A 21893-nucleotide genomic window follows, 5' to 3' on the forward strand; every position below is an offset into this window, starting at 1 on the left:
TTTCCTAGGCAACTTTTTTATTGCAACAATCGATATTTCATCACAAAACCAACTAATTCTGCACGATTACTGGTTGAAGTTTTCCGAAATAAGCTGCTAACATACTTCTCGACCGTCCGAGGACTCAGATGTAACCGGCTTCCTATTTCTGCGTTGGATAGACCGTGAGTTAATAAAACTGCGACTTGTTGCTCTCTTTGAGTTAACTTAATGTGGACTTCTGTATCTCCTTCGTACCCAAGAGTATGAGAATTAGCCCGCAAACCTTCTTCGTAAGATAAACGAGTTTCTGATTGAATGATTTGCGATCGCTCTAGTAAATTGCGAATAGCGGCGCCCAGTTCATTCAACTCAAATGGCTTAGGTAAATATAAGTCAGCACCTGATTGATATCCAGCAATCCTTTCTTCTGTTTTGTTTCTTGCCGTTAAAAATATCACTGGTAGTAAGCGAAACTTGGGATGTTGACGAACATGACGCACTAATTCATAACCATTCATTCGTGGCATAACAATGTCTGTCACCATCAAATGAGGATGATATGTTTGTACCATAGCTAATGCTTCTTGACCATCAGCTGCCGTTAGCACTGAATAGCCAGACATTTCCAAATAATCGCTGATTGACAAACGAGTTCCGAGATCGTCATCAACGACGAGAAGTGTCAAAGGCATGGATAATAAGTCGTTAACATCTCTAAGCAAGGAATATATAGTCGCTGCATTCTACTACCGTAAGTAGATATAAAGTGTGTTCATACATTGTATTAACAATCCTAAACTAAAGCTAATGATTTATCTTCTAGCAAAAGTTAGGTATAACAACTACATAAAAACCATTCCTGACACTAATTGTCTCCACTCATGGTAATGAGGGATACTCTAATAAAAAACTACCACTCGATAAAAATCAATAGAAAAATCGAGTGGAAAACTGATTGATGCTATTGTGCCAAATTATAGAATACGCAGCTTAGCTATCTAATTGCCCGTTGACTCTACCATTGAAACCGTAGATTTGACGACTGCCAACAACTGGTACTAAAACAACTTCTTTTTCATCTCCAGGCTCAAAACGTACTGCTGTACCAGCAGGAATATCGAGACGCATCCCTCGCGAGCGATCGCGTTCAAAGTCCAATGCTGAGTTGACTTCATAAAAATGAAAGTGCGAACCTACTTGAATAGGGCGATCTCCACTATTAGCAACCTTAATGCGTATAGTTGGACGCCCTGTATTGAGTTCTATATCACCTTGTTGTACTAATAACTCTCCTGGAATCATTTTTTTGAATTGATAGTTAATTCTTTGAATTCTACTATTGTGTCAATGTTGGCGCAAATCTCTATATATCAATAAACTCATAGTATTTTTATCAACATACGTGATTCAAAAACACACTATATCAGTTTAATATTGTGCGTTGCTATAATGATTTTGATATTGGTAATCACTAGTTTACTTTGTCGCTTCAATTAGTAAAACAAATATCATGAAATACAAAAAAAATCCTCTGTCTTCTCATCAATGACAATATTTTAAATCTTTACTATCTGACAAAATCTCAATCAGTGAATCGGATTATGAACTGTAACTAGTTTCGTTCCATCAGGAAAAGTTGCTTCAACTTGAACTTCAGGTATCATCTCAGCTACGCCATCCATTACATCTGCGCGCGTCAATAAATTTGTGCCATAACTCATTAATTCTGCAACTGTACGCCCGTCTCGTGCGCCTTCTAAAATTGCCGCAGAAATGTAAGCAATAGCTTCGGGATAGTTTAATTTCAATCCTCTTTGTTTGCGTCGTTCGGCGAGTAAAGCAGCAGTAAAAACGAGTAATTTATCTTTTTCCTGTGGTGTCAGTTGCATAGCAGTTCAGTCCTTTAGATTTGCCAAACACGCGATCGATAGGCTGGTTTTCCCAGAGAGGAAGATCGTAGCAGATGCCAGACCTCAGTGAACCAGTTTCGCACCTCAGTTGTAGAATTACCACGATAGCGACATAGTAAACCTGCATTTAAGCGCGTAACGCCGATTTCGCCTTGTTCTACGGTAGAGTTGAGGGTTCTTATTTTTTCTACCACGTCAGTTGAAATAGATTGCCCAATCCAGACAAAACTACCCACAATAGAGTTTCCGGCTAAACCGTGGGGGCTATTAATAATTTGCTCGTCTCCATGTAACCATTGGCGATCTATCCATAAAGGGTGTTGTTGTTGCCAAACCTCAGTATGCGATCGCCAGTTACCTTGTAAAAACTTTTCTCCTCTAGCACTGCGACCAAAGCGGGTAATTTCCCAGCCTAACCAGGTAGCCCCAGGTGCCAATTCTACTCGTAAATCCTGTCGATAAATTGCGCCATTAAACACAATTGTTTCTTGAGGAAACCATTCTAAACAAGCATCAGTATCGACTTGTAGCAAAATATTCTGTCTAGCTTCTAAACCATTACTACGATAAATCTTACTTGCGGCGGCAGTTGTAATGAGTGTATGGGCTTTCGGTTGCAGATGAAAATTGAGTGATAGTTTGTCACCGCCAACAATACCTCCAGCAGTGTGTAAAATCACACTATGACAAACTGCTCCTTCTGGATAAAAAGGTCTTTGAACTTTTAGCGGTGCTTGCATTTGCTGGTGTGTCACTGCAGTTGCACCATCTACTAACGCATAGACAATATTTAAACTACCGTGCCAAGAATTAAGCTTTTGAGAATTGTTGAGTTCTAGCAAGCGCAACATTTTGGATGAGATTAATTTTGTTATTGTGACACGTTATGCATAAATGTTTTGAATCTTATAGAGTAAATTTGCTTAATTATAATCATTAACATAGTAGGCTTTCTCAGTAATATTGCGGTTGGACGCCTCGTCAAATTAGCGTTAATTTGCTTGTCATAGTGAATGATCTATAAATTTGCACTCGTGCGATCAGTAAATATGAAACACATTAATCCATTAACAGACTATGTGTGTTAGTCTCCAACAATGGAGCATAATTGGCAGCTTGAGTATATGGGTATTAACGACAACCCCAGCAAATGCTGTAACAGGGAAGTTTGCACAACAAAATGAATCGAATTTCCAATCAACGTTAATTGAACAAAATCCAATATTAATTGCTGCACCTGAAAACTTCAATCCTAGTTTGCGATCGCCACCACCGCCACCGCCAAAACCTCCACAAGATTTAATTTCACCACCTACAACTACAGAATCGACTACATCACCTGTATTAGAAAATATTCAATTTGATTTTCGCGATCGCACAGATAATTTTGGCGGACGTAATTTATTTGTTGAGCCTACAGTTCAGTTTCGTTTATCTGATGATGAAATACTGACATTCAAGACAGGTTTTAATTATTTTGATCAGCCAAATATTGATGCAATTACAACTATTCCAATTCAAGTAGGGTGGACAGGAAAGATTGGTGAAGCCACACTACAAGGCACAGTAGGAGTTGATATGTTTGATCGTCTATCCCCTACTCTCAATTTTAGTGCAAAACTTGATGCCCCAATCACTATAAACATTTTACCTTCAGGTCAACTACTATCAGGCTTAGTCCTTTCAGGTGCTTTAGAATATGGATTGTATAAATTTAATGCGCAAACATTAGAAAATCAAATTACAGCTTGGCGACTAGGATCCAGTGTATATTGGCAGATTGAGCGTAAGACTAGCTTTTTCTCGACATTACGCTGGGGTAGTTATAACGATGGTAATTCTGAGTGGCAATCGTTTAGTAGATTAGAACGTCAATTTGGTCAATTTAGAGTTGCAGCTAATTTATTTACTTGGAATTATACCAGTGACTTTGAGCGCACCAGTGGCTATTTTTCTCCACAAGATTTTTTAGTTTATAACGCTGAGTTAGCCTGGGAAGGAGACGTTTTTGATTTTCTACGTTGCCGATTTGCAGCTAATCTAGGACAGCAACGCTTGCAAGGAGAAATGGATAACGCAAATGGTTATCAAGCGCAATGCACAGCAAAGATTTCTAGTGATATTGAAGCAGATTTGAGCTATAGCTTTAGTAATGTCCGCAATCAAGATACTGGGAGAAGTGCTTATGGTGGTAGTTCGCTAACAGGTCAGGTGCGGGTGAGCTTTTAGTATCAGTGTTAATTCTATTTAATAACTGGGAAAAATGAAGTCGTAAGGCGGTCAAGGTGTTCAAAACTTGACAAAATTAACAAGGCTTCACTTTCATGAATTCTGATTTTGAACCACCACCTAAAACGCTGTCAATTCTTGCTTCCGTGGGAGGAGTTATCACAGCTATTATTGCGATCGCAGGGCTGAATTCTTGGTCGAGACATCTTTATCAAACTGCTAAACTACCACAATCCGATCGCGCAGCTACGGCAAGTGTCAATACACTTGATATTGCAGTATTGGATGCCAAATCAGTTGTTTTACCAGGGAAACCAATTAACCTAAGCCAGCTAGAGAAAGCAACACCATACATTGCACCACACGTAGGCAGATTAACTGCTGATGAACTCACGATCACACGTCAAGCTTGGTCGTATTTTCAGCGTAACTGGAATCCAAAAACAGGTTTAGTCAATTCCGTTGATGGCTTTACATCAGTAACGATGTGGGATCAAGCCGCAGCGATCGCCGCTTTGGTGAGTGCAAAAGAGTTAAATATCGTCTCTGCAACAGAATTTGATACTAAGATGCGCCAGATGTTAACAACACTAGCATCAATGCCGTTGTATCAAAAAGAATTGCCTAATAAAGTTTATAACGCAACAACGTTACTTCCGGTTAACTACGGTCAATTGGATAAACGCGAAGAAATTGGCTGGTCAGCGATTGATCTGGGGCGCATGGCAATATGGCTTAAAATTGTGGGGTCAAAGTATCCTGCATTGCGATCGCACGCTGAAAAAGTTTGGCAACACTGGCAAGTAGATCGCTTAACCAAAAATGGGCAAATGTACGGTACTGCGGTAGTTAATGGTAAAGAGCAATACAACCAAGAAGGACGCTTGGGTTACGAAAATTATGCGGCTTTTGGTTTAAAACTGTGGGGCTTAGATGTTGAACGTGCTTTAGATCATCAATCGCAAACTGCGTTTGTGAATCTTTACGGACAAGGAGTTCCCTACGATCGCCGCGATTATGCATCTTCAGGGGCAAATAACTATGTCCTCAGCGAGCCTTTTATTTTAGATGGCATTGAGACAGGATTTCAAGCGCTACCCAAAGCTTATGCAGATCGCATCTTAGCCGCACAAGAAGCCCGCTACCGCGCGACAAAACAGTTAACTGCTGTAACCGAAGATAATCTCGATCGCCCGCCATACTTTGTTTACAGTGGCTTATTTGTCAACGGACAACCTTGGGCAACAATTACCGACACGCGACAACAATACAACAATTTGCGGTTTTTGAGTGCTAAGGCAGCGATTGGTTGGCATATGTTGTATAACACTCCATATACGCGCCAATTATACGATTTTGTGCAAGCAAATCTGAAATCCGATCGTGGCTGGTACAACGGCTTTTATGAATCACTGCATCAGCCTAATCGCGCACTCACAGCAAATAATAACGGCGTGATTCTAGAAAGTTTACTCTACAAGCAAGTTGGTAAGCCACTAGTTGTTTGGGCAAATGTTAAGTAAGTTGACTTACTTAAATGTGGAATAGCCGTCTCGGCTGTCCATCTTTTGCTGTCGGGCATAAGCAGGCAAGATGCCTACCTCACATTAACTATTAATTTAATTTTTGAAAACCCAACTTTTAATTATGATCTGGAAGCGCCATCAACGCAAGTGGTTGCGATTAATCGCATTTTTTCTCATTGGAATCGTCGCCCAGTTTTCGTTTTATATTCCAACACAATCTTTAGCACAAAGTCCGAACAATGCTGATAGTTGTAGCAGTATTACAGCACCTTTAACAAAGGAAGAGCAAACTTATGCGCGTAGTGCTTGGCAGTATTTTGTCAAAAACTATCAACCCGCAACCGGATTTACAAATTCAACTGGTGGTTATCCCTCTGGTACGCTTTGGGATATGGGCAATTATCTTACAGCGTTGAATACAGCGCGATCGCTTAATTTAATTGACCAAGCTGATTTCGATTCCCGTCTCAATAAGTTTTTAGCAACACTCAGCGAATTAAGACTGTTTGAAGATGGCTTACCAAGTAAAGTTTACAATACAGCTAACGGACAAATGGTGGATTATGGCAATAATCCGGTAGAGCGAGGTATTGGTTGGTCAGCATTAGATATTGGGCGGATACTTGCAGCTTTTCATATTATCCGCACCTGTCATCCGCAGTATAATGATTGGCTCACAGGAATTGTCTCAAAATGGCAACTAGGGCGATCGCTTCAAGATGGACAGATGTTTGGTGCTACTGTGCTTCCTGATGGTGAAACATTATTAGTTCAAGAAGGACGCTTGGGTTATGAGGAATATGCTGCTAGAGGTTATGAACTCTGGGGTTTTTCTGTACCTAAAGCCGTTTCCTTTGAACCATTTAAGTTTGTAGAAATCAATGGCGTACAAATTCCTGTTGATACTCGCGATTATCAAACGACGAACGCCAATAATTATGTTGTCAGTGAGTCTTACATCTTGGATGGTATTGAATTTGGTTTACAAGGTGACTTAGCAGATTATGCAGCAAGAGTTTTAGAAGTGCAAAAGCGACGCTACGAAGCTACTGGACAACTCACCGCAGTTACCGAAGACAATATCGATCGAGAGCCTTATTTTCTTTACAATACGGTTTATGCTAATGGCAACGCTTGGGCAACAATTACAGACACCAATCAGCCTTATCCACAGTTACGCAGTTTGAGTACAAAAGCAGCTTTTGGCTGGCGCTACCTTTATCCAGAAAATGACTATACGCAAAAACTGTTTGAGGCAGTCAAAGATCTCCGCAGTCCTGATGAAGGTTTCTACGCTGGAATTTACGAAGAAACTAAGCAAACAAACAATGCTTTAACAGGAAATACAAATGGCTTAATTTTAGAGATTCTCCATTACAAAGCTAGAGGGAATCGCCCCTTAATCACAACATCGGTGAGTGCTTCGACAGGAAAACCAAGCAATGATGTAGAAACAGCTAATTCAACTCCTCTACCTGCGACGACAACGCCTGCACAAACACCTAGCGTTGAATCGACAACACCTGAAGTTACAGAAATTGTAGTTGAACCAATTCCACCAGTGAGTCAACCATTTTCTGCTCATCCTAATAAGCTAAATAGACCTCTGACAGTTAGCGAACGTCGTTACGCGCAAGCCGCATGGCGGTACTTTCAAGCAAATTATCATCGCAGTGGGCTAGTTGACGATCGCAGTGATTTTAAAGGTGCAACACTTTGGGGTTTAGGCGATTATCTCGCTGCACTTCAAGCGGCGCGATCGCTTGATATCATCTCAGCAAAAGAGTTTGACTTGCGCACGCGACATCTTTTAGGAGCCTTGACAAAATTACCATTATTTGCTGGAGAGTTGCCCAATCGTGGTTATGATACGCGATCGCTGCAATCGGTTGATTATGGTGGAAATTCAGTTCCCGAAGGCACGGGTTGGTCAGCGTTAGATATCGGCAGAATTCTAGCGTCACTTTACAATTTAAAAACTTCTTATCCGCAATACACTCAAGCTGTAGAGCAAATCGTACTTGATTGGTCGTATTTGCGTGTCGTGCAGGATGGGATGCTCTCTAGTGCTACAGTTACAAAAGATGCTGGACGATCGCTCACAAGGGTAAACCCTGAAACTCGCTTAGGTTACGAAGAATATGCCGCCCGTGCTTTTCAGTTGTGGGGATTTGATGTGGCAAATTCAGCAGTTGGTGGTAAGTATCAAACTGCTACGGTAGAAGGAGTTGCAGTGCCGATTCAGCGCCTTCGTCGCGAGACAAACACCAAGGTGAATCAATATACAGTCAGCAATCCGTTTTTACTGTACGGACTCGAATTTGGTTTTGATCCGCAAATGCGATCGCTAGTACAACCTATATTAACCGCGCAAGCACAACGCTACCGTCGTACAGGCAAGCACACCGCCTCAGCCACAACTTTAATTGATCGCAAACCTTACACTGTCCACAGTTCTATTATCGGTCAAGGAGAGCCTTGGGTAGCTTTAGCCGATGACGGTCAAGCTGTAGTAGATGGACGTTTGGTAAGTACCGCAGTAGCCTTTGCTTATCACGCCTTGCTACCAGAAGATCGCTACGCGCAAGAGTTAGTTAATGCAACCACTGACTTATACAATCCTTTACTCGGCTTTTACGAGGGCTTTTACGAAAAAACTGGTAAAACTGCCATTGGCTTTACCAGCAGTACCAACAGCATGATTCTCCAATCTTTGCTGTATATGGCAACAAAGCAACCACTAATTCAACCAAACAACACAACGAATTCAAGATGGTGGGAGGAGATTAAAGCGGGTAATTCTGGTCGTGGTTTACCAACAACGGCAACACAAAAAGTCCAGCTAGTGACTGACTCTTCTGGCACTTACTGGGTGTCTGCGAAGTAAAGGGGTCAAAGCAAGAATCTCAAATGCCCTGCAACTCCCTTCGGGGCTACGCAGAGTAAGTCCACGCAGGTGAACTTTGTTTATTTAGCTGCGAATTCATTCGCACTCGCATTCTTCCATCCACAGGAAATAACAATTCAAATACCGAAAGTGCGGACGACATCATCAAACATTATTTCAGTATTCACACTGGTGGTAGTTGCAAGTATTTCAGGCTTTATTAGAGTTGACCAAAAAATATATTCTAGAGAAAAATGTCGCTCAGTATAGAGTCTAAGTTAAACACCACTCGTAATCTTTTAAAACAATTAGGTAACTCAGTCTCTAGCTTAGTCAATTTATCTCCTGAGATTTTTGGCGATCCAAGTATTGAATCTTGCCTAAAAGAATTTGTCAACGTTTATCAAGAAGCAGTCCAAAGACTTGAACATCCTAGTTTTCGGATCGCCACTATTGGGACAACTTCTTCTGGAAAATCTACTATTGTTAATGCACTGATTGGTCGAAGAATTGCACCTATTGAAGCCGGAGAAATGAGTGGAGGTGTGTTAACTCTTAAGCATTCTTCAGAACATCGATTAGCGATCGCACCAACAGAAGATGCAGTTTGGGATACAGGTGAATGGACAAAATTAAATGATGAGGATTTATACCACCGAATTCGCACGGTGATGCACTCCTATCACGATGCACGTAAAAAACGGGAGTATGTAGCGCCACAAGTAACGGCTTATATTCCTCTATTACCTGCTTGCGATCCTTCCTTGCTAGGTTTACCTGAAGGAATAGGAGTGGAATTAATCGATCTACCAGGCTTGAAGTCAGTTCAAGATCGAACTAACTTAGCAACGATTCAAAAGCAAGTTAATAAAGCTTTTAGTCTAGTATCTTTAGACTATATGCAAGTAGATGACGATCATAGAAAACGCTTGCTGGAAGAATTAAAAAAAGTTGTCGAATACCTACAAGGACGTACAGATTCGATGATTTTTATCTTAAATCGAGTCGATCAGCGAGGTGTTGATGATTTACCCATATCTTTGCGTATTAATAAGTTAAAAGCAGAAATTAAAGAAGTACTATTACTTCAAGAACTTCCTGATATTCTTCCTTTTAATGCTCGTTTTCTATATTATGCCCAGTGTGCCTGGGGTGTAGAAGCTTTGCACAAACCATCTACAGTTAATCAACAAACTCGCTTAAACTTTCTTAAAGCAATGTTTCAAGATTGTGCAGGAGTAATTCGTTTAAATACTAGAGAAAACCGATATTTAAAAAACTGGTTTCGTGATATCGAAGATCGAGTAGAAGACAATGAATTTATTGATGACGAAACTATGAGTAAAATTCTCTACTATTCTTTAGAATGGAGTGGTGGGAGAGAACTGTGGCAACGCTTCCGCCTGCGGGTTCAAGAGTCTTTTACAGAATTAGTGATACTCCCAGCATTGGTAGAAGTTTTTGATCACTACTCTGTTTTATCAGAACGGCTTGACATCTTGGTTCAAACACGAAAACTTAATAATCAAGAACAAGTCGAACAAGAAAGAGAGAAAATCGCTAATATTCGGCAAAACTTACATAAAAGTATCAATAAAATAGGTAGAGAATTTAAAGCTGAAATTGAACATTTAATAGCAGGACTCAAAACTGATAAGCCTGAAGATAGACTTAAAATTAAACAAGATGCTGAAAAAAAAGGCAGAAAAGGATTTTCTCTAATCTTTGATGCTATTAGTGAAGTAGAAGGTGACTTAACTAAAGTTTTAATAGTTCCTGCACGTGATGCTTTAAAAAATAACTTGGGTACATTTGAATTACAAGACAAGTTACGAGAAGTAGTATCGCCTTTTTTAGCTGAAGATATTGCTAGAACATACGATAACGCTAGCCGAAGATTAAGCCAATTTTCCTGTGAATCAGAATATCTTATCAAGCGCGTACGTAGTGATGATGACAGTAAAAAAGAACTTGAACATGACGAACGTTATGTACGTCTTTTGTATCACACTATGAAAAAAGGCATAACAGCAAGAGCAGAATTCATTCTTCAAGGAAAAGCAAAACTATTTGAGCAAGCTTTAGAATCATTAGTTGACGAACAAATCAAGAGATTAAAGATTTGTTTATCTGAAGAAAACCTCAAATCTTCAGTTGAACTACAAAAAGCAGCATTTGTTAAGCTGCACAAACAATTAGCTCAAAATTTACCAACGTTACCAAATAACTTTTTTGAAATCTCAGACACAATCAAGCAAGGAAATTCTCGAAAAACAGAAATTGTCGATACAAAAACAGAACACGAACAATATACAGAATTTTACGAAGAAGGTTCGTGTTTTAAAAGTACAAAAACAAGAGTTCAAACCAGACCTGTAAATCACAACATTACCGCAGAAGTTGAATATGTAGAACTTTTTCTTCCGTCCCCAGATTTAATGGCAAAACAATGGTTGGGTGGAATTGAGAAAGGCAAAGAAAGATTATGGGATGTTTTACTTGAGTGGATTTTCAAACGCTTAGATGATGTTAGCAATATTTTTGAAGAATCAGTTAATGACATTACTGGTTTAGCCGAACGTGCTTTGCAACAGCAGTTAAATGTCATTGAGGATGGTTTTGAACAAGAGAAACAACTTTGGCAACGTTTTGAATTTCAAAAAGTTGAAATCACAACAATTTATCAAAATTTAAAGAAAGAACTGAATCAAAATTGAACTGTATTGTGATTTACAATATACTGCTTACAAATCTTTTTTTATATAGCAGTTTTTAATTTACTATGTTTATCCAAAATCTAATTCAAGTAACTAACCAACTACGTAGGGCACAATTAAATAATTGTATTCAAGAATATATATTATGCGGAATTGAAATTTGGTGCAAGCAACTTTTTATAGATCAGAACGTAGCTGATTATATTGTAAAAAACTATAAGGAATGGGGTGAGATACAAGACATAACAGCTTTCTCTTGGAGTGAATGGCAACCCAAAAAAAGAGAAGTCAAAAATATATTTGGACAGATAACAGAAGAAATGCCAATAACAAGTAGACTCAATTATTTAATTACAAGAGTTTTAAAACGAATAAACATAAATAGTGGAAATATGGTATTCATCGCTCTTATTACTTTTGCAGTTACAGCAGTTGGATATCTACTTTATAAAAGTAACCAACCAGAGCAAAAAAACAATTTTACAGAAACAACAAAAAACGATAATAATAATTATTCAAATCCTCCAATTCAAAAAATAGATCAACATTTTTTAGTTTTAGCAGTTGATGCTAAAAAAGCAAGCTTGATTCAATCACTAAAGAATAAAGAATATATATCTCTAAGAGATGGAGAAGAAATTTATGATGCAACTCAATATTTATGGTTGGGTTCTGAAAGTACCTTTAATCAAAAAAAATCTAATATGAAAAAATACCGAGTACTGTCAGGTGAAGAGTCAGAATATGATATCTACTTACTTTATCTTAAATTAAGTCAAAGTGATGAAGGTTTTGAGCCAAATCTAAATCAGCTAGCTAGATATGATGCTTTTCGTAAATTGGCTGATTTAACGATTGATTTTGAGATATCACCTAGATTACAAATGGAAGCTTGCACAAACTTTGAATTATATAGTCGCTAAACAGTAAAAATTAAAATGCTGGTTGATACTACTCTTTTATTTAAAGATAGAGAAATTATTAAAGGTTTAGCTGATGGCTCAATGCAACGCTATGGTAGCGTTATTCGATGCGCTGCTGGTAGACCAAATGGCGGTCAAATTATACGTCACTTAGTGGAAGCCCCTGGACTTACAAATAAATTAGTGGGTATTCCTTTTTCACCTATTTTAGGTAGTATTGATGTTATTGATCATGGCTTTACTTACCACAAACTACTTGGAGTCGAGCAACAATTATTTGGTATTGAAAGAACTTTAGCATCTGTAATGGGTTTAACTCAAATTGCTGCGGGTGCAAGTGTATTGAATCTTGGTGTTAGTATTGCTGGCTTTGCATATATGGGATACAAGTTACACCAGATCCAAAACTCTTTAAGCAATCTTCAACAGTTTGTACAGGAAGGTTTTAATCGCGTTGAGGATCGCTTAGATGCTATTTCTGGACAACTAGCATATTTATACTTATTAGTAGAAAATAGTCGAGAACAACAACAAAAACTTGCGAAGGCTATTTCTTATATACACCAAGCAATGCTCATTAAAGAGATTGCTGCTTTAAATGCTGAACTTGACGATCGCAAACGTTTTCCAAATGAATCGCCTAGAGAAGCGCTAAAAGTTGCCTCCAGAGTACGCTTGTTTTTGGCTAACCAGGCTTTGCAAGCAAATCCAGAATTAAATGCTGAATTAATGCTTAATGCTGATGTTTCTATTCAAGGTTGGGCAGTCGCTACAGCAACCGAAGCAAATCTGCTTTTAGAAATAGGTCAACATCAAGCAGCTAAAGAATTACTTACCGAAGAAGTCCCTAAATTTAAACAAGTAGCAGAAAAATGGGGCGGTGAATTAATTAGCGATCGCAATTCTTACTTGTCTACAGCTTATCGCTTTACTAATGCTCGGTTTGAAAACCACATTACTCCAGAACGAATAGAACGTATTGTTCAAATCTCTCCAAGCGATCGCACGTTATCTCCTGAGCAAATTCGGTGTCAGAAGACTAATATTGACGTAGAGTTTTCCATGTCTCATAGCGCACAACTCGATCAATCATGGACGCATCGTCAGATTGCTGTTGCTGAATACCTAGATACTTTGAGCGAACTGTCAGCAAGATTAGATAGTTTACAATCTTTTGCAGCATTATGCGATCAAAATGCAAAGAGTAGTAGAGATCTGCTACCCGATGCTGAGGCTGAACCTGGTTTGTATCTTTTATCACCAGTTGAGTAGAAATATTCTCTTTTGGTTGCTATAGGAATCTACAACGTCTTGTTGAACTTTGAATATTAGAAAATTTACAGAGGATATGGGTTTTGAAGCACAAATCTGTTACTAGAATGCGCGAAAATTGGTATAAGTCCACGCAGGTGGACTTTATTTACGTAGCAGCAAATTCATTCGCTAAAATTCCTATTGCCCAGTAAATTGGGCATCTGTTAGTAAACGCGGATTACTGTGATTCGATGGGATAAATTGACTGTCTGCAACTGATGAACTGTAGGCAGAGTTGGTGATATAAGTTTGAGAACCATACATAAATGTGCCATCACCTCGACTTCCACCGAATACTGCCCAGTCAGTTTCTTTGTCTTCATTAAACCAAAGCAGCATCTTGATGTTTTGTGCTGTGGCATAGTTGAAAACGTCAGTAATCCACTGTTCTTTTGCTGTGACGCTGTTACCAGCACTTGTTGATGTACTAGTAGCAAACTCGGTAATTGTCAGCGGTCGATTTGAAATAGCGCGTAAACGATTAATCATCGGTCCGAAAACTTGCTGTGGTGTTTGCCAATTTGACCATGATTGACTTGTACCCCAGTTGTAGCCATCGATCGCTATCCAATCAACATAAGCATCACCAGGGTAATATGACTCGGCGCTATAACCACCAACATCATCGTTATTGACTGTCCAAACCCACTGTACATGGTTCACACCCAGTCCTTTGCTATCTAAAATTCCCTTGACGCGCTTCCACATATTCACGTAGTCGCTGGGTGAATTATTTCCCATTGCTGCACCCCAAGGATACCAAGAACCATTCATTTCATGACCCAAGCGGATATAAACGCGGCGATCGTCACTGGTATTGTAAACGCCATCAGGACCACTGAGGAAGGTTCTCAATCGGGTAGCCCAGTTGTTGATGTAGTTATCGTATTTACCTTGTGCTATTTGGACTTCAATATTGTTGGGAGTTGATGAAGCTGAACACAGATAAGGTTCCCAAGTAATCATTGGTACATTTTGATTGTTCCAAATGTAGGGAAGTTGGTAGTTAAACAAGTTATCTTGAGTTGAGGTTTGGTTACACCAATTTGTGAAGAGGTTAGTTATCGCATTTTTCTTGACTTGCCAGGTTTCTAATGCCTGGACATTACTCATTTCCCAACCTTGATTACCGTAGTAAGCACCGAGAAGCGTATCAGCAGATGCAGGTTGAGTAAAAGGAAGTGCACAAGCAAACAAACTGCTAATAATCTTGCACAAGCGTTTCATATTGTTGCTCCGAGGCAGTTGTAAATTTAAGGATGGGATGTAGTAGGATTCATTAAAAAGGCACGATTTTGACCGTTGATGATGCCAACACCTGCGATCTGCCCGCGATTGTTAATATCACGCGCCTCAGTCAGCAACCAGCCAGAGTTTTTTGGTAGCAAGCTATTTAAGTCGATCATCTTCCCGTTGTTGTAAAGAAAGGCGACGCTTGGTCCTCGACTGTTTCCTGAACTGCCGACAACTTGACCTGAATCATTAATTCCATAGGCAACACTGTTGACGTTGTTATCAAGAGTGCCAAGATCGATCATCCGACCTTCTTTATAAAGAAAGGCGCGATTTCCCTCTGCTGTACTGGAATAACCTACAATGTGACCAGAGTTATTAATGCCGTTTGCTTCACTGCGATCGCCACCTGCAAGCGTACCTATGTCAACCATCTGACCATCGCGATAAACAAAGGCATGATAGTTACCACTTGCCGTTTCGGCATAGCCTACAATGTCACCAAAGTCATTAATTGCTTGTGCATAACTATCTACGCCACCTGGCAATGTACCCAAATTGCTCATCTGACCATTGCTGTAGACAAACGCAAGTTTTCCGTTAGTAGTTGTTACATAGCCTGCGATCGCACCAGTATTATTAATGCTTTGGGCGTATGTGTCTTTGCCCAGATTGGTGATTTTTTGATTGCTGTAAAGGAAAGCACGCGAGTTCTCGCTGGGAGTCGTCCAATAGCCAACAATGTCACCTGAATCGTTAATACTTTGCGCGTAGCTATAGATACTTTTTCCAGGGATACCAAGGTCAGTAATTTGTCCGTCATCGTAAATAAAGGCACGATTATTGTAATAACGTTGCGTAGAAGTTGCAGTACCTACAATTTGACCTAGATTGTTGATATCACTAGCTCGACCGTAGCCACTTTGAGTTAGACTACCAACGTCAACTATCGAGTAGCTTTGGCTACCAGCACGGGTAGGCTGAGTAGCAATCAGGATGGCAAGGCTTGCTAAAGCAAGGCTAACCTTGGAAAATTTCATAATAACTAAAATTGAATAGGGAAGTGTATTAAAAAGCAATTCAGCTACTATTTACACTTTGCTTACTTGCTATTTGTCAATAGATTTTGGCACTATTAACTAACAACTGAAAAGGTTTTTCTAGAGATTTCATAAAAAACATAAGAACTAGATAAATCATCCAAGAATTTACTGACAATATGTCAATCTCAGTTTTTATACGGAGTTCAACCAGTTACAACATTAACAAATATAAGATTAAGTAAGTATTTCAATTAATTTTGAAAGTTGATAAATAATATTAAATCCAGTTGATTAGTGATAACAAAAATGGTCAGTAAAGGTGGTTAGTTACTAGTGACTAGTCACTAACCACTAATAACAGCGTAACGATACCGATATTCTGGTTATTTAACCGGAGATGATATAAAAACAACTATTTTGATAAAACTCAACCAACTTTCTAGCTAAAAACGCGTGTTAATTGTATATGAATTAGTTTGCCTCAAATACACACTTCTATCGCCAGATACATGACAACGAACTGAGATAGATACGCAACTTGTTAGTTCTGCATTTAATTTGGGCATCCTGAATGATGAGAAAGCCGATAACAATGCCAGGTGATGTTGCGACTAATGAATTTGAGAGTAAGGAATATGAATGACCCTGCTGGCGATCGCTTCAGACGCTGCACCACGCGCGATTCCATCTTTAGTCAGTGGCAATGGCAACTAGTACTTATACTGATGCTAGGAAGTTTGTTTGGTGTTAAACATTTACCCTCTTTTGCCAAGACTTACCAAAACCAAACCTCTGATCAAGCAACACAAAAAAATTCCCATACCCCAGTATTATTAGGGCTTTACACTCCAAACTATCTAGGTTCGCAACGTACTATCGATCGAGAGTTGCGTCAGTTGGACGATTGGGCAGGTAAGCGTCATTCGCTGGCTGGGTTTTTTATGGATATTGAAGACTCGAATCCTGCATACAATATCACGAACCGCTTAGAACTGTTGCGTAGCAATGGTTACACTGCTTTTATTAATTTAGATTCGACGCGCTCAGCAGCACAAATTGCTAGAGGAGATGTCGATCGCTCACTCCGAAAACTAGCCCAAGCTTACGCTGTCTGGGCAAAGCAAGGATCGGAACGGATGGCATTTATTGCGCCATTCCAAGAGATGAATATTCCTGGAGAGACTTACAGTAAAGATCCTCAAAACTTTAAGCTGGCGTACCAACGTATCCAAGAAATCTTTGCAGAAGCTGGCGTTTCTCCTAACACAGTGCGATGGGTGTTTGCGCCGAATGGTTGGAGCGAGAATGCACAACACCGATTTGAAAATTACTATCCAGGTTCAGATCGAGTCGATGTTGTTGCGTTTAGTGCTTACAACTGGGGACATTGTAGCAACGCAAGTTGGAAACAGTGGAATGAACCACAGGAAGTCTTTGAGTCTTATATTCAGCGGATGCGAGTGATGGCTCCTGGTAAGCCAATTTTTATCGCGCAAACTGGTACTACAAGTCATACGCAAAGTGGTGCCAAAAGTAGTGCAAAAGATCAATGGTTGCGCAACTCTTACACACAGCTAGTTGCAATGGGAGTGCGAGGTATTCTTTATTTCAATATTGATAAAGAATGTGATTGGGCATTTTACAACGATCGCAATCATAATTCGGCTGGCTATCGCGATGCTATTGCCAATTATGCATTTGGTTACGTAGCACCTGCAGATTTAGCACGCATGGAGCTTGCGCGGTAATGGTTGGGAGATGGGTAGCAATAACTGGAGTAAGCGTTATTTTATCGTCGCTCACAACACAGCATTTAGTTTGTTCTCGCACCAGTACAGAATGCTTGCATAGCATTTCTCATTCTTTGCGATCGCGCTTTTCTCAGCACCAGGGGCGATCGCCATCATTTTTGCTTGCTGCTCCTGATAATTTTAATCCTGATTTGCAACCACAACCTTCCGCACCAGCACCAACAGAAACTCCTGTTGAGAAGCCACAAATTCCTAGCGTTCCTCCACCAGCGCCTAGTCCTAAGCCAACGGTTTCAGTACCTGTACCAAAACCAACTCCTACAACCAATACTCCACCTCGATTAACACAGGAAGCAGATCGTATTGCTGCTCAACGTGCTTGGAAGTATTTTGAGCGCAACTGGAATACAAAAACAGGTTTAGTGAATGCTGTAGACAACTTACCGTGGACAACATTATGGGATCAAGGTAGTGCAATACTCGGAATTCATGCAGCACGACAGTTGGGGTTATTGCCTGCAGGTGTCTTTCAAAAGCGGATCGATACTTTGTTACAAACATTAGAAACATTACCGCTACCAGCAACAGGCTTACCTAATAAAGCCTATAGTACGCACACTGCTCAGATGCGGCAACTTGATAATACTCCCGATCCTCAGGGTAAGAGTGGTTGGTCAGCACTAGATATGGCGCGTTTTTTGGTAGGGCTACACGTTTTACGCGAACACTATCCCGAATATAGCGATCGCATTCATCGCATTACCACACGCTGGAAGTTAGCGAATCTTGTCAAAAATGGTTGGTTGAATGGTGGTATTTCAAGTGCTAACGGAAAAATTCTCCAAGTCCAAGAAGGACGCTTAGGTTATGAGCAATACGCCGCACACAGCTTGAAACTTTGGAATCTTGAAGCAGATAAGGCGCTATCTCAACCACCTGTTAAAACAGTCTCAGTCGATGGAATTGTGTTGGAAGTCGATCAACGTAACTTCAAAAACTCTGGGGCTACTAACTATCTCACCAACGATCCTTATCTGCTGTGGGGCTTGGAATTGGGATGGTCAGATGCTGTCAAACCACAAGTTAACAAACTTTTGCAACTGCAAGCTCAACGCTTTCAACGTACTGGTAATTTAACTGCGGTGAATGAAGATTCACTCGATCGCCCACCTTATTTTCTCTATTACAGTGTTTATGCGGACGATCAACCTTGGCACGTTACGGATACTAGAGGACGTGCTTATCCCCAATTACGGTTTCTTAGCACTAAAGCAGCGTTCGCTTGGTTTGCACTAGTGCCGAATGATCCTTATGCCAAGAAGTTACGTAACTTTGTCCAAAACCTTGCCGATCAAAATCGCGGTTATCTTTCAGGGCGATACGAACAACGCCAACTTGGTGTAAATCGCTCAATTGATATTAATACCAATGCAATTGTTTTAGAAAGTTTGCTTTACCAAGCTAGAGGTCAACGTCCACTTGTGTTGTAATTATCATCGGTATCATTATGAATTCAGTGACTCAGACAAAAAATCTATCAAATGCCGGTGGTAATACTCGTTCTCGCCTCAGAGAGGGCACTTTACTTTTTCGCTACCTCGCAGAAATCAATCTGATTTTTGGTGCTTGGTACTTATCTTGGCGAATAACGCATTCAATTAACTTTGATGCACTGTGGCTTGCGATTCCTTTACTGTTAGCAGAGATTTACAGCTATTTCGGTGGCGTGATGTTTGTTGTGGGGTTATGGCGTCCAATTGTGCGACAAGTTAAATCGTTGGACAAGTTGACACCACCAATGTCGCGTGCCGATTTGCCTACAGTTGATGTTTTTATCACATGTTACAACGAACCACCCGAAATGGTTGAACAAACAGCCAAGGCTGCCTTGGCGATTGACTATCCACCAACGAAGTTGCGGGTTTATGTGCTAGATGATGGAAACTCACCAGCTATACGCGCTATGTCGGAGAAATTGAGTATCGCAGATTTACAGAAACCTTTACTTCAGCAGGAAGCGGCGCAAATTGATGCTGAACGTTCTTCGTTGGTAAAACGCCTTCAAGAACTGGAAGAATTAGCACCGGATACACAAGAGGCTGAGGAATGGCTACAAGCGATCTCTCCTACGCAAGATACTCGCCTTGAAACTAAATTTTTGCAGCGTTTGCAGCAATTAATTCTGTTGTTGCATCCAACACACCCTAGTATCAGCGATCGCCTTTCAACTGAACGTCAATTTTTAGAAGACGCAATTTATCAAAAAGAAATTGAACTTGTCGAACTCAACCGATTGCGCTACATTGCGCGCCCCAAACCTCCTGGTATTCCGCATCATGCCAAAGCTGGAAATATTAATTATGCACTGTTTTATGGAGATACTGCGGGTGATTTTATTTTGACACTCGATGCAGATCATATCCCTAAACCACAATTTCTCAAGCGCGTTCTACCATATTTCTTTACCTACAATGTTTTCATAGGAAAATACGAACGTAATCGAGTTGCGTTTGTGCAAACTCCTCAAGATTTCTATAACTTACCTGCTGACGATCCGTTTGGACATCAAGCACATTTATTTTATGGACCACTCCAGCAAGGTAAAGATGGCATGAATGCTGCTTTCTACACTGGAACAAATGCAGTGATTCGACGCGATGCATTGATTGGTGTCGGACTTCAGTATTTTTCGGATGAATTTGCCAAAAATGAAAAACGACTTGATGAGTTTGAGTTAGTTGGTGGTGTTTCAAGTAACAGCATTACTGAAGATATGAATACCGCAATGCGGTTACACGCTGCTGGCTGGAAATCGGTCTATCATAACGAACTTTTGGCAGAAGGTTTAGCACCTGACGATCTCAGTTCTACACTCAAGCAAAGACTACGTTGGGCGCAAGGCACTATTCAAGTTTTCATCCGCGAAAATCCTTTAACAAAACCAGGATTGACTTTTTGGCAACGACTGCATTATTTCAAGACGATGTATAGCTATTTCTCTGGGTTTGCCACAGTTGTTTTTATTGCGTGTCCTATTATCTATTTCTTTACTGGTGTTATTCCTGTAAAAACTTATGGTCCTGATTTTGCCTTGCACTTTTTTCCGGCGTTTATTCTGAACCGCCTCACTCTCATGGCAGCTACGTGGGGTATTCCTGCAAGAGAAATTTGGCGTTCTGAACAATATGCGATCGCTTTATTTCCTTTATTAATTCAAGCTGTATGGAGTGTATTTACAGGACAACCAATCAAATTCCAAGTGACACCCAAACAAAGACAATCAGGAGTTTATCTACGTTTAATTATGCCACAAATAGTTATTTTTACACTTACTATTCTTGGTATTCTTTGGAGTCTTTATCGCTTTGCTACTGGCACTCTTAATTATCCTTTAGTTCATTTACTCAATAGTGCATGGGCAGTTTATAACTTATCGCTACTTTGGATCGTTATCCGCGCAGCTACCTGGCAACCACGTTTAAGCAAATAAACAATATCAATCTAAATTTGGCTCGCAGTTTAAAAATTAATTACTACTATATTCGTATTTAAAATTAGAGGTGCTGAGCTAAATTAAATATGAGATGTGGAATAGACATCTTGCCTGTCAATATTAAACTATTTTTAAGTATTATTTTGGTGTATTGATGTCTTATTTTTGTCAAAAAAGTTAAGTGAAAACATTTACTTGTATATCTTGTCAATAGTTAAAATCAATGCCAGAATAGCAGAGTAAAAACAATAATTGAAACAAAAAATAAATTATGAATTCTGTTAAATTTGTACAACCTTCAGGAATGTTAGACGGTATTAAAGGTAATCAATTCCGACGCGAAGTTAGTGATATTGTTGCTGCTGGTGCTGATATTGTATTAATTGATCTTCAAAATGTCAGTTTTATTGATAGCTCTGGTTTAGGAGCCTTAGTCTCAGCAATGAAGACAGTACGTAGTGCGGGCGGAAAGTTATTTATTTGTTCAGTCAACGATCAAGTTAAAATGCTATTTGAACTAACTAAGATGGATCGCGTTTTTGAAATCTTTGCCAATCAGGACGAATTTAGTCAAAAAGTTTTAGCTGCGAAATAGCTAGAGAAACATCTACAACTTTTATTTTATTCAACATAATCAAAACGACACAATTAAAAATGAGTTTTGTCAAAATTATTCAACCATCAGACTTTCTCAATGGAGTTCAAGTTAAGCAACTCCGGCATCAAATCAGCGACCTTGTAGCATCTGGAGTTGATATTACAGCCTATTGCAAGTTTATGAGGTACAGTAAGAGGAGTACACAAATGAAGTCTAATGAAACCGTACTCGCTCGACTTGCGAGAAAAAATAGTTAAGGCATACACACAAGGTGACACCTCAATCAG

16 protein-coding genes are annotated in these 21893 nt (G+C 39.7%); 10 read left to right on the top strand and 6 right to left on the bottom strand.

Annotation, left to right across the window (positions count from 1 at the left end):
• Positions 1–17: 17 nt before the first annotated feature.
• The 4 genes from IQ230_RS15030 to IQ230_RS15045 all read right to left on the bottom strand — a co-directional run bounded on the left by IQ230_RS15030 (position 18) and on the right by IQ230_RS15045 (position 2743).
• On the bottom strand, positions 18–674 hold the full coding sequence (locus IQ230_RS15030; RefSeq protein WP_193932770.1) for a response regulator transcription factor: 657 nt from the start codon (positions 672–674) through the stop codon (positions 18–20).
• A gap of 298 nt (positions 675–972) precedes the next feature.
• Complete coding sequence (locus tag IQ230_RS15035; protein WP_193932771.1) at positions 973–1284, bottom strand: urease subunit beta; 312 nt, start codon at positions 1282–1284, stop codon at positions 973–975.
• A gap of 284 nt (positions 1285–1568) precedes the next feature.
• Positions 1569–1871: an urease subunit gamma gene (gene ureA, locus IQ230_RS15040; protein WP_105220493.1), complete on the bottom strand. Its 303-nt coding sequence runs from the start codon at positions 1869–1871 to the stop codon at positions 1569–1571.
• 14 nt (positions 1872–1885) lie between these two features.
• On the bottom strand, positions 1886–2743 hold the full coding sequence (locus IQ230_RS15045; RefSeq protein WP_193932772.1) for an urease accessory protein UreD: 858 nt from the start codon (positions 2741–2743) through the stop codon (positions 1886–1888).
• A 226-nt stretch (positions 2744–2969) separates the two neighbouring features.
• Between IQ230_RS15045 and IQ230_RS15050 the strand changes: the two genes are divergently transcribed.
• The 6 genes from IQ230_RS15050 to IQ230_RS15075 all read left to right on the top strand — a co-directional run bounded on the left by IQ230_RS15050 (position 2970) and on the right by IQ230_RS15075 (position 13446).
• Positions 2970–4121: a hypothetical protein gene (locus IQ230_RS15050; RefSeq protein WP_193932773.1), complete on the top strand. Its 1152-nt coding sequence runs from the start codon at positions 2970–2972 to the stop codon at positions 4119–4121.
• A 95-nt stretch (positions 4122–4216) separates the two neighbouring features.
• Positions 4217–5644 carry a DUF3131 domain-containing protein gene (locus tag IQ230_RS15055; protein ID WP_193932774.1) on the top strand — a complete coding sequence of 476 codons (1428 nt, stop codon included), beginning with the start codon at positions 4217–4219 and terminating at the stop codon, positions 5642–5644.
• Between the two features lie 124 nt (positions 5645–5768).
• Positions 5769–8534: a DUF3131 domain-containing protein gene (locus IQ230_RS15060; RefSeq protein ID WP_193932775.1), complete on the top strand. Its 2766-nt coding sequence runs from the start codon at positions 5769–5771 to the stop codon at positions 8532–8534.
• Between the two features lie 254 nt (positions 8535–8788).
• Positions 8789–11251 carry a dynamin family protein gene (locus IQ230_RS15065; RefSeq protein WP_193932776.1) on the top strand — a complete coding sequence of 821 codons (2463 nt, stop codon included), beginning with the start codon at positions 8789–8791 and terminating at the stop codon, positions 11249–11251.
• A gap of 65 nt (positions 11252–11316) precedes the next feature.
• On the top strand, positions 11317–12174 hold the full coding sequence (locus tag IQ230_RS15070; RefSeq protein ID WP_193932777.1) for a hypothetical protein: 858 nt from the start codon (positions 11317–11319) through the stop codon (positions 12172–12174).
• Positions 12175–12189: 15 nt separating this feature from the next.
• A complete protein-coding gene (locus tag IQ230_RS15075; RefSeq protein ID WP_193932778.1) occupies positions 12190–13446 on the top strand; it encodes a hypothetical protein in 1257 nt (418 codons plus the stop codon).
• Between the two features lie 180 nt (positions 13447–13626).
• Here IQ230_RS15075 and IQ230_RS15080 read toward each other — a convergent pair whose 3' ends face one another.
• Together IQ230_RS15080 and IQ230_RS15085 are read right to left on the bottom strand one after the other, a co-directional pair.
• On the bottom strand, positions 13627–14715 hold the full coding sequence (locus IQ230_RS15080; RefSeq protein WP_193932779.1) for a glycoside hydrolase family 26 protein: 1089 nt from the start codon (positions 14713–14715) through the stop codon (positions 13627–13629).
• A 26-nt stretch (positions 14716–14741) separates the two neighbouring features.
• Positions 14742–15761 (bottom strand): DUF3466 family protein, encoded by a 1020-nt coding sequence (locus IQ230_RS15085; RefSeq protein WP_193932780.1) that lies wholly within the window; start codon positions 15759–15761, stop codon positions 14742–14744.
• 638 nt (positions 15762–16399) lie between these two features.
• Between IQ230_RS15085 and IQ230_RS15090 the strand changes: the two genes are divergently transcribed.
• From IQ230_RS15090 to IQ230_RS15105, 4 genes are all read left to right on the top strand, one after another.
• Positions 16400–17512, top strand: a complete 1113-nt coding sequence (locus IQ230_RS15090) for a glycoside hydrolase family 26 protein (protein ID WP_228054967.1) — start codon at positions 16400–16402, stop codon at positions 17510–17512.
• Positions 17512–19005, top strand: a complete 1494-nt coding sequence (locus tag IQ230_RS15095) for a DUF3131 domain-containing protein (RefSeq protein WP_193932781.1) — start codon at positions 17512–17514, stop codon at positions 19003–19005. The genes IQ230_RS15090 and IQ230_RS15095 overlap by 1 nt, the downstream gene beginning before the upstream one ends.
• 17 nt (positions 19006–19022) lie before the next feature.
• Entirely contained in the window at positions 19023–21005 is a 1983-nt protein-coding gene (locus IQ230_RS15100; protein ID WP_193932782.1) for a glycosyltransferase family 2 protein, read from the top strand.
• A gap of 271 nt (positions 21006–21276) precedes the next feature.
• The gene (locus tag IQ230_RS15105) at positions 21277–21603 is read left to right on the top strand and encodes an STAS domain-containing protein (RefSeq protein WP_322742422.1); all 327 of its coding nucleotides are present in this window, start codon (positions 21277–21279) and stop codon (positions 21601–21603) included.
• Positions 21604–21893: the final 290 nt, after the last annotated feature.

The organism is Gloeocapsopsis crepidinum LEGE 06123 (genome assembly GCF_015207655.1).
In the GTDB taxonomy this organism is placed as follows: Bacteria; Cyanobacteriota; Cyanobacteriia; order Cyanobacteriales; family Chroococcidiopsidaceae; genus Gloeocapsopsis; species Gloeocapsopsis crepidinum.